The 8,460-nt window shown below is 60.9% G+C and carries 11 protein-coding genes; 1 reads left to right on the top strand and 10 read right to left on the bottom strand.

Annotated features, from left to right (window positions below):
* Nucleotides 1-32 precede the first annotated feature (32 nt).
* The 10 genes from iscX to trmJ all read right to left on the bottom strand — a co-directional run bounded on the left by iscX (nt 33) and on the right by trmJ (nt 7,385).
* On the bottom strand, nt 33-233 hold the full coding sequence (gene iscX / locus HU811_RS22105) for a Fe-S cluster assembly protein IscX (RefSeq protein ID WP_092454036.1): 201 nt from the start codon (nt 231-233) through the stop codon (nt 33-35).
* A gap of 14 nt (nt 234-247) precedes the next feature.
* The gene (fdx, locus tag HU811_RS22100) at nt 248-589 is read right to left on the bottom strand and encodes an ISC system 2Fe-2S type ferredoxin (RefSeq protein ID WP_092402602.1); all 342 of its coding nucleotides are present in this window, start codon (nt 587-589) and stop codon (nt 248-250) included.
* A gap of 3 nt (nt 590-592) precedes the next feature.
* Nucleotides 593-2,455: a Fe-S protein assembly chaperone HscA gene (gene hscA, locus HU811_RS22095; protein ID WP_186658093.1), complete on the bottom strand. Its 1,863-nt coding sequence runs from the start codon at nt 2,453-2,455 to the stop codon at nt 593-595.
* 50 nt (nt 2,456-2,505) lie between these two features.
* A complete protein-coding gene (gene hscB, locus HU811_RS22090) occupies nt 2,506-3,027 on the bottom strand; it encodes a co-chaperone HscB (RefSeq protein ID WP_047227472.1) in 522 nt (173 codons plus the stop codon).
* An 8-nt stretch (nt 3,028-3,035) separates the two neighbouring features.
* Entirely contained in the window at nt 3,036-3,359 is a 324-nt protein-coding gene (gene iscA / locus HU811_RS22085; protein WP_003185155.1) for an iron-sulfur cluster assembly protein IscA, read from the bottom strand.
* 24 nt (nt 3,360-3,383) lie between these two features.
* The gene (gene iscU / locus HU811_RS22080; RefSeq protein ID WP_003185157.1) at nt 3,384-3,770 is read right to left on the bottom strand and encodes a Fe-S cluster assembly scaffold IscU; all 387 of its coding nucleotides are present in this window, start codon (nt 3,768-3,770) and stop codon (nt 3,384-3,386) included.
* Between the two features lie 42 nt (nt 3,771-3,812).
* Nucleotides 3,813-5,027, bottom strand: a complete 1,215-nt coding sequence (locus tag HU811_RS22075; RefSeq protein ID WP_025212002.1) for an IscS subfamily cysteine desulfurase — start codon at nt 5,025-5,027, stop codon at nt 3,813-3,815.
* 50 nt (nt 5,028-5,077) lie between these two features.
* Nucleotides 5,078-5,569, bottom strand: a complete 492-nt coding sequence (gene iscR, locus HU811_RS22070; RefSeq protein ID WP_003185160.1) for a Fe-S cluster assembly transcriptional regulator IscR — start codon at nt 5,567-5,569, stop codon at nt 5,078-5,080.
* A gap of 266 nt (nt 5,570-5,835) precedes the next feature.
* Nucleotides 5,836-6,612: a serine O-acetyltransferase gene (gene cysE / locus HU811_RS22065; protein WP_092402596.1), complete on the bottom strand. Its 777-nt coding sequence runs from the start codon at nt 6,610-6,612 to the stop codon at nt 5,836-5,838.
* A gap of 2 nt (nt 6,613-6,614) precedes the next feature.
* Nucleotides 6,615-7,385, bottom strand: coding sequence for a tRNA (cytosine(32)/uridine(32)-2'-O)-methyltransferase TrmJ (trmJ, locus tag HU811_RS22060; protein WP_186658092.1), 771 nt, complete (start codon nt 7,383-7,385; stop codon nt 6,615-6,617).
* A 144-nt stretch (nt 7,386-7,529) separates the two neighbouring features.
* On the opposite strand from trmJ, the gene suhB reads away from it, so the two are divergent.
* A complete protein-coding gene (gene suhB, locus HU811_RS22055; RefSeq protein ID WP_003185165.1) occupies nt 7,530-8,348 on the top strand; it encodes a type III secretion system regulator SuhB in 819 nt (272 codons plus the stop codon).
* The last annotated feature ends 112 nt before the right edge of the window (nt 8,349-8,460 follow it).

Raw genomic sequence — 8,460 nt, 5'->3', positions numbered from 1 at the left:
AAAGATCGCAGCCTCGCTTCGCTCGTCAGCGCCTACTCTGTCTCTTCGATCCAGGCCGACTGAATCGCTTCCAGCACCTTCTCACCGCCACGGGTCGGATCATCGCTGAACTCCGGCAACGCCAGCACCCACTTGTGCAGATCGACGAAGTTCACGTAACGGGGGTCCACATCCGGCTTGGATTCAGCCAGCTGGATTGCGATTTCCAGTACATCAACCCATTTCAGACTCATTGCAGCTTCCTGAATCAGTGCGGCGCTTCGGCCGCATGGTTAAGCGAATATTTCGGGATTTCGACGGTCAGGTCTTCGGTGCCGACAATAGCTTGGCAGCCCAGACGCGATTGGGCTTCCAGGCCCCAGGCCTTATCGAGGAAATCTTCCTCCAACTCATCCGCTTCTTCCAGCGAATCGAAGCCCTCACGAATAATGCAATGGCAAGTCGTGCAGGCGCAGACGCCGCCACAGGCACTTTCCATCTCGATATGGTGCTCATGGGCCAGCTCGAGAATGGAAATTCCGGGCTCAGCCTCCACGACCATGCCCTCGGGACAGAACTTCTCGTGGGGCAGAAAAATCACCTGCGGCATCAGTTATTCCTCAATTTCATTCAGGTTGCGCCCCGCCAGGGCGGCTTTGACCGTCGAGTCCAGGCGGCGGGCAGCAAAGGCATCGGTGACTTGCGACAGACGCTTGGTCTGCTGCTCGATGGCATAACCATCGGTGCCTTTGATCAATTCAGACAACTCCTGCATTTGCAGCTCGATCACCATGCGTTCCTCGGCGTCCAGCAGACGGTCGCCATCGGCCTCAAGAGCGGCCTGCACGGCTTCGACCAGGCGCTGGCCGTCGACCTGCTGCTCACGTAATACGCGGGCGACCTTGTCGTCGCTGGCATGCTGGAACGAATCCTTGAGCATTTTGGCGATTTCGCCGTCGGTCAGGCCGTAGGACGGCTTGACCTGGATGCTCGCCTCGACACCCGAACCCAGCTCGCGGGCGGAGACATTGAGCAAACCGTCGGCGTCGACCTGGAAGGTCACGCGGATCTTCGCCGCACCGGCCACCATCGCCGGGATGCCGCGCAATTCGAAGCGCGCCAGGGAACGGCAGTCGCTGATGAGTTCACGCTCGCCTTGCAGCACATGAATCATCATGGCCGACTGGCCGTCTTTATACGTGGTGAAGTCCTGGGCACGGGCAACGGGGATGGTGGTGTTGCGCGGGATCACCTTCTCCATCAGGCCGCCCATGGTTTCCAAGCCCAGGGACAATGGAATCACGTCGAGCAACAGCAGCTCGCCGCCGTCGCGCTTGTTGCCGGCCAGGGTATCGGCCTGGATCGCGGCGCCGATGGCAACCACCTGGTCCGGGTCGATTTCAGTCAGCGGCTGACGGCCAAAGGCCTCGGCAACGGCTTCGCGAACCCGAGGCACACGGGTCGAACCGCCGACCATGACCACGGCCTTGACGTCTTCGAGCTCCACACCGGAATCACGCACGGCACGGCGGCAGGCCTTGAGGCTGCGGGCGACCATGGGTTCGATCAGCGCATCAAAGGCTTCACGACTCAGCACAGCCTTCCAGTCGCCGTGAGCCACTTCGACCGTTGCAGCGTCGGTCAGGGCTTCCTTGGCGGCACAGGCCGTTTGCAGCAGCTGACGTTGCGCGCCAGGATCAAGGTCTGCGGACAGGCCCGCTTGCTCAATGATCCAGCCGGCGATGGCGTGATCGAAGTCATCGCCGCCCAGGGCGCTGTCGCCGCCGGTGGCCAGGACTTCGAAGACGCCGCCGGTCAGGCGCAGAATGGAAATATCAAAGGTGCCGCCGCCCAAGTCGTAGATCGCGACGAGGCCTTCGGCGTGCTGGTCCAGACCGTAGGCCACCGCAGCGGCGGTCGGCTCGTTGAGCAGGCGCAGCACGTTCAGACCGGCCAACTTAGCCGCGTCCTTGGTGGCTTGGCGCTGGGCATCGTCGAAATAGGCCGGGACAGTGATGACCGCACCGACCAATTCACCGCCCAACGCCGCTTCGGCGCGCTGGCGCAGCACCTTGAGAATATCGGCGGAAACTTCCACCGGACTTTTCGGGCCCTGCACGGTTTCAATGAACGGCATGTGGGATTCGCCGTCGACGAAACGGTACGGCAGCTGATCACCCAATTGCTTGACGTCGGACAGACCACGCCCCATCAGGCGCTTGACCGAGACAATGGTGTTGAAGGGATCGGTCGCCGCGGCCAGCTTGGCTGACTCGCCCACTTCCACGCGATCGGCGTGATAGCGCACGGCAGAGGGCAGGATCACTTGCCCCTGCTCATCGGCCAGCGGTTCGGAAAGGCCACTGCGCAACGCAGCGACCAGGGAATTGGTAGTACCCAAGTCAATTCCCACAGCCAGGCGACGCTGGTGCGGTTGTGGACTTTGGCCGGGTTCGGCGATCTGCAGTAGGGCCATCGTAATCAGGACTTATCTGTAATCAGGCGTGCGACCGGAGCGGCACTGGGTTAATCGTCGAGGCGCTCTTCGAGCTGGCGCACTTCGTAGGTGAGCTTGTCGAGGAATTGCATGCGCCGCATCAGGCGTTCGGCCTGTTCGCGTTGCGCAGCATCGTCCCAACAGGCTGCGAAGCTTTCATTCAAGGTGTGCTGGGCGTCCTTCAGGCGGCGCTTGAACACCGCGACACCGGCCAGATCGGCGCTGTCCTGCAGATCTTCGAGTTCTTCGCGCCACTGCATCTGCTGCAACAGAAACTCGGGATCATGCACGGTGACTTCCAGAGGCAACTCATGACCGCTGATGGCCAGCAGATAACGCGCGCGCTTGGCCGGGTTCTTGAGCGTCTGGTAAGCGTCGTTGAGGTTCGCCGACTGTTCCAGCGCGCGCCGCTGCTCTGCCTCCGAGGCATCAGCGAAACGGTCGGGATGGACGCCGCGGGCCAGCTCCAGATAACGAGCGGACAACTGCTCAAGATCCAGGGAAAAGCCCGGCTGCAACTGGAACAAAGCAAAATGACAAGGAGTACCCACAAGCCGCCTCAGATGTTGAAGCTTTCGCCGCAGCCACATTCACCGCGCACGTTGGGGTTGTTGAACTTGAAGCCTTCGTTCAACCCTTCCTTGACGAAATCCAGTTCAGTGCCGTCCAGGTACGTCAGGCTTTTCGGGTCGATGATCACTTTCTGACCATGACTCTCGAACACCTGATCGTCTTCGCCCACTTCGTCGACGAATTCGAGCACGTAGGCAAGACCAGAGCAGCCCGTGGTGCGAACACCCAGGCGGATACCCTCGCCCTTGCCGCGCCCTGCAAGAGAGCGCTGGATATGGTTAGCTGCCGCTTCTGTCATCTGGATAGCCATGAAAACTCCTTACCTGTGCGCGGATCAGATCAAGCCTTTCTTCTGCTTGTAATCGCGAACGGCGGCCTTGATGGCGTCTTCGGCGAGTACCGAGCAGTGGATCTTCACTGGCGGCAGGGCCAGTTCTTCGGCCAGCTGAGTGTTCTTGATGGTTTCAGCCTCATCAAGGGTCTTGCCCTTCATCCACTCGGTGGCCAGGGAGCTGGACGCAATGGCCGAACCGCAGCCATAGGTCTTGAACTTGGCATCTTCGATGATGCCTTGCTCGTTGACCTTGATCTGCAGGCGCATCACGTCGCCGCACGCCGGGGCGCCGACCATGCCGGTGCCAACATCAGGGTCCTGCGCGTCCATCTTGCCGACGTTGCGCGGGTTCTCGTAGTGGTCGATGACCTTTTCGCTATATGCCATTTGCTTCAATCCTCATCAGTGAGTCGCTCTGGAGGCGACTTCTCAGTGCGCCGCCCACTCGATTTTCGAGATGTCGACACCGTCTTTGTACATATCCCACAGCGGCGATAGAGCGCGCAGCTTGGTAACGGCCTCGCAGACTTTCTGCGCGGCGTAATCGATTTCTTCTTCGGTGGTGAAGCGGCCGAAGGTGAAGCGGATCGAGCTGTGAGCCAGTTCGTCGTTGCGGCCCAGGGCGCGCAGTACGTACGAAGGCTCGAGGGACGCCGAGGTGCATGCCGAACCGGACGACACGGCCAGATCCTTGAGCGCCATGATCAGCGACTCGCCTTCAACGTAGTTGAAGCTCAGGTTCAGGTTGTGCGGTACGCGGGCGATCATGCTGCCGTTGACGTAGAGCTCTTCGAGGTGCTCGACCTGCTTGAAGAAACGGTCGCTCAGGGCCTTGATGCGCACGTTCTCGGCAGCCATGTCTTCCTTGGCCACACGGAAGGCTTCGCCCATGCCGACAATCTGGTGAGTCGCCAGGGTGCCGGAACGCATGCCACGCTCGTGACCGCCGCCGTGCATGGTCGCTTCGATACGAACACGCGGCTTGCGGCTCACGTACAGCGCGCCAATGCCTTTAGGGCCGTAGGTCTTGTGGGCCGAGAACGACATCAGGTCGACTTTGAGCTTGGACAGGTCGATGTCGACCTTGCCGGTGGACTGGGCCGCGTCGACGTGGAACAGGACGCCCTTGGAGCGGGTCAGCTCGCCGATGGCTTCGATGTCGTTGACGGTGCCGATTTCGTTGTTCACGTGCATGATCGAAACCAGGATGGTGTCGTCGCGCAGTGCGGCTTCGACCATGGCTGGGGTGATGATGCCGTCTTCACCTGGCTCGATGTAGGTAACTTCGAAACCTTCACGTTCCAGCTGGCGCATGGTGTCCAGGACAGCCTTGTGCTCGATCTTGGAGGTGATCAGGTGCTTGCCCTTGGTGTGATAGAAGTGCGCGACACCCTTGATTGCCAGGTTGTCGGACTCAGTAGCACCAGAGGTCCAGACGATTTCACGTGGGTCGGCGTTGACCAGGTCAGCGACCTGGCGGCGGGCGTTTTCGACCGACTCTTCAGCTTTCCAGCCGAACACGTGGGAGCGGGACGCCGGGTTACCGAAGTTTCCGTCGACCAGCAGGCATTCACTCATCTTTTGCGCGACACGCGGATCAACCGGGGTGGTCGCAGAGTAATCAAGGTAAATCGGCAATTTCATGGACTTTCTCCTAAATCAGGCTGGCTGGCGTTCCGCGTGCTCTGCGGCGGTCATTCGACGGCGGACGCTTCAATCTTGTCCAGGTGCGGCGCCTTGCTGTTGCAACGGCGCTGGTCCTGACGCTGGGCTACTTCTTGCACCTCACGGCGAGTTACAAGGTCAGCCAAGCTGATACCGCTTAGAAATTCGTGAATCTGCAGGCTCAGGTCACACCACAAGTGATGGGTCAGGCAAGTATCGCCGCCATGGCAGTCGCCAAGGCCCTGGCATTTGGTCGCATCGACCGATTCGTTCACCGCGTCGATCACCTGGGCGACCTGGATGCCCTGCATGTCGCGTGACAGCTGATAGCCACCACCGGGGCCGCGCACACTGGAAACCAGGTTGCTGCGGCGCAGCTTGGCGAACAGCTGCTCAAGGTAAGACAGGGAAATGCCCTGGCGCTCGGAGATATCGGCCAGGGACACCGGCCCGTGCTGCGCATGCAATGCCAGATCCAGCATCGCGGTCACGGCGTATCGGCCTTTTGTAGTCAGTCGCATGGACAATTACCACGGAGTTCGGAATGGGGCGAGTATGCAATTCCCGAGTATTTAAGTCAACTATAAGACCTAGTGCTTTACTCAGGTTTACCCGCAAAAGAGCGCGCGCATCATAGCAAAGGCTGGCCAGTGGCGACCAGCTATACCGCGTTATCGTTCTTCGCGAGCAAGCCCGCTCCCACAGGGGATTTGCAGTGGTCACAACATCTAAGGCCGTCGCAGATCCAGTGTGGGAGCGGGCTTGCTCGCGAAGGGGCCAGCAGGTATCAGCTGGCCTGGCTTTGATCCTTATCCTTCACACACGCAAAATCTTCCTCGCGCAGCTCAGGCAGGTCCTTGGCGCAGTAATTACTGCCCAGGTCCTTCAGGGCGCCGCACATGCCCTCCAGGCGCCCATCGACGGCCTGCAGGTGATCGAGCAACTGGTTGATGGCGCGAGCGACCGGGTCGGGCATGTCTTCGCCGACACCGTAGGCATCGAAACCGATCTTCTCGGCCATGGCCTTGCGGCGGGCGTCCTGCTCTTCATCGGACTTGACGATGATTCGCCCCGGGATACCCACCACGGTTGCACCGGCCGGCACAGCCTTGGTGACCACCGCATTGGAGCCGACTTTCGCCCCCGCCCCCACCGTGAACGGCCCGAGCACCTTGGCGCCGGCACCGACCACTACGCCGTCCTCCAGCGTCGGGTGGCGCTTGCCCTTGTTCCAGCTGGTGCCGCCGAGGGTCACGCCCTGGTACAGCGTCACGTCATCGCCGATCTCGGCGGTTTCACCAATGACAATGCCCATGCCGTGGTCGATGAAGAACCGGCGACCGACCTTGGCGCCCGGGTGGATCTCGATCCCGGTGAGCCAGCGTCCGAAGTTGGAGACAACCCGTGCCAGCCACTTCCAGCCCATGCCCCATAAGGCACCGGAGAGGCGATGGATCCAGATCGCGTGCATGCCCGGGTAGCAGGTCAGCACTTCAAAGGCATTGCGCGCCGCCGGGTCACGATGGAAAACGCTTTGGATATCTTCACGCAAACGATCGAACATCTTTATTCCTTCCGCTTAATCAGCTCGCCACGGGCCGCTTTCTGGGTTTCCGTGAGGATGCCGCGCAATATATTCATCTCCGCCCGGCTGACCGAGCTTCGTCCGTACAACCGGCGCAGGCGCGCCATCAAGTGCCGGGGCTTTTCCGGGTCGAGGAATTCGATGTCCACCAGGGTCTGCTCCAGGTGCTCATAGAGTCGCTCCAGCTCGTCCATGGTCGCCAGTGTCTCACTGCGCGGCGACGTGGCCTCGAATTTTTCGACCTTGCTGGGTTTGCCTTCGGCTGCCAGCCAGGCCATGCGCACTTCATAACTCAATACCTGCACCGCCGCCCCGAGGTTCAGCGAACTGAACTGTGGGTCGGAAGGGATATGCACGTGAAAGTGACATCGCTGCAGCTCTTCGTTGGTCAGGCCGGAATCTTCACGGCCAAACACGAGGGCGATCTCAGCGCCCTGCCCGGCTTCCTCGACCACTTTGGTTCCGCATTCGCGGGGGTCGAGCAGCGGCCAGGGGATGCGGCGGTCGCGGGCGCTGGTGCCAAGCACCAGGTTGCAGCCCACCAGGGCATCTTCCAGGGTGGCGACCACTTGGGCGGCTGCCAGGATGTCACCGGCACCGGAAGCCCGGGCGTCGGCTTCGTGATGGGGAAACGAGCGTGGCTCGACCAGCACCAGCCGCGACAGGCCCATGTTCTTCATGGCCCGCGCAGCCCCGCCGATATTTCCCGGATGGCTGGTATTGACCAGGACGACACGAATGTTCTGCAACAAGGGAGGCGCTCTCGAACACGATAAAGGGAGCAAATCTTACCTAAGCACCTACCGTTAAGCTATGAAAGCGAACACCAACCTTCTCCTGGGAAAACTTTCTGATAGAATGCGCGGCTTTCTTTAACAACCTTAGGTGACACATCCATGCAGCCCATGCTGAATATCGCGCTGCGCGCCGCCCGCAGCGCCAGTGAACTGATCTTCCGCTCCATCGAGCGCCTGGATACCATCAAGGTCGATGAAAAAGACGCCAAGGACTACGTGTCCGAGGTTGATCGCGCCGCCGAACAGAAAATCGTCGACGCGCTGCGCAAGGCTTACCCGAACCACTCGATCCTGGGTGAAGAGACCGGCATGCACGCCGGCACCGGCATCGAAGGTGAAGAGTACCTGTGGATCATCGATCCTTTGGACGGCACCACCAACTTCCTGCGCGGCATCCCTCATTTCGCTGTCAGCATCGCCTGCAAATACCGTGGTCGACTGGAACACGCCGTCGTGCTGGACCCGGTTCGCCAGGAAGAATTCACCGCCAGCCGTGGCCGTGGCGCCCAACTGAACGGTCGTCGCCTGCGCGTCAGCGGTCGCACCAGCCTGGACGGCGCCCTGCTGGGTACCGGCTTCCCGTTCCGCGATGACCAGATGGACAACCTGGACAACTACCTGGGCATGTTCCGCGCCCTGGTCGGCCAGACCGCCGGCATCCGCCGCGCTGGCGCCGCGAGCCTGGACCTGGCGTATGTCGCCGCCGGCCGTTTCGATGCCTTCTGGGAGTCGGGCCTGTCCGAATGGGACATGGCCGCAGGCGCCCTGCTGATCCAGGAAGCCGGCGGTTTGGTGAGCGACTTCACCGGCGGCCACGACTTCCTTGAAAAAGGCCACATCGTTGCCGGCAACACCAAATGCTTCAAGGCTGTGCTCACCGCCATCCAGCCGCACTTGCCGGCTTCGCTGAAGCGCTAAGCTGCTCGGCTACAGAAAAAGCACCTTTCGGGGTGCTTTTTTTATGCCCGTGCTTAACCACTCAGCTCAGCTGTGAACACTACGTGGCGAGGGAGCTTGCTCCCGCTGGGTT

It is taken from the genome of Pseudomonas tehranensis, from assembly GCF_014268615.1.
Taxonomy (GTDB): Bacteria; Pseudomonadota; Gammaproteobacteria; order Pseudomonadales; family Pseudomonadaceae; genus Aquipseudomonas; species Aquipseudomonas tehranensis.
Note: the sequence above shows the minus strand (reverse complement) of the source record. Positions and strands in the feature narration are given on the sequence as shown.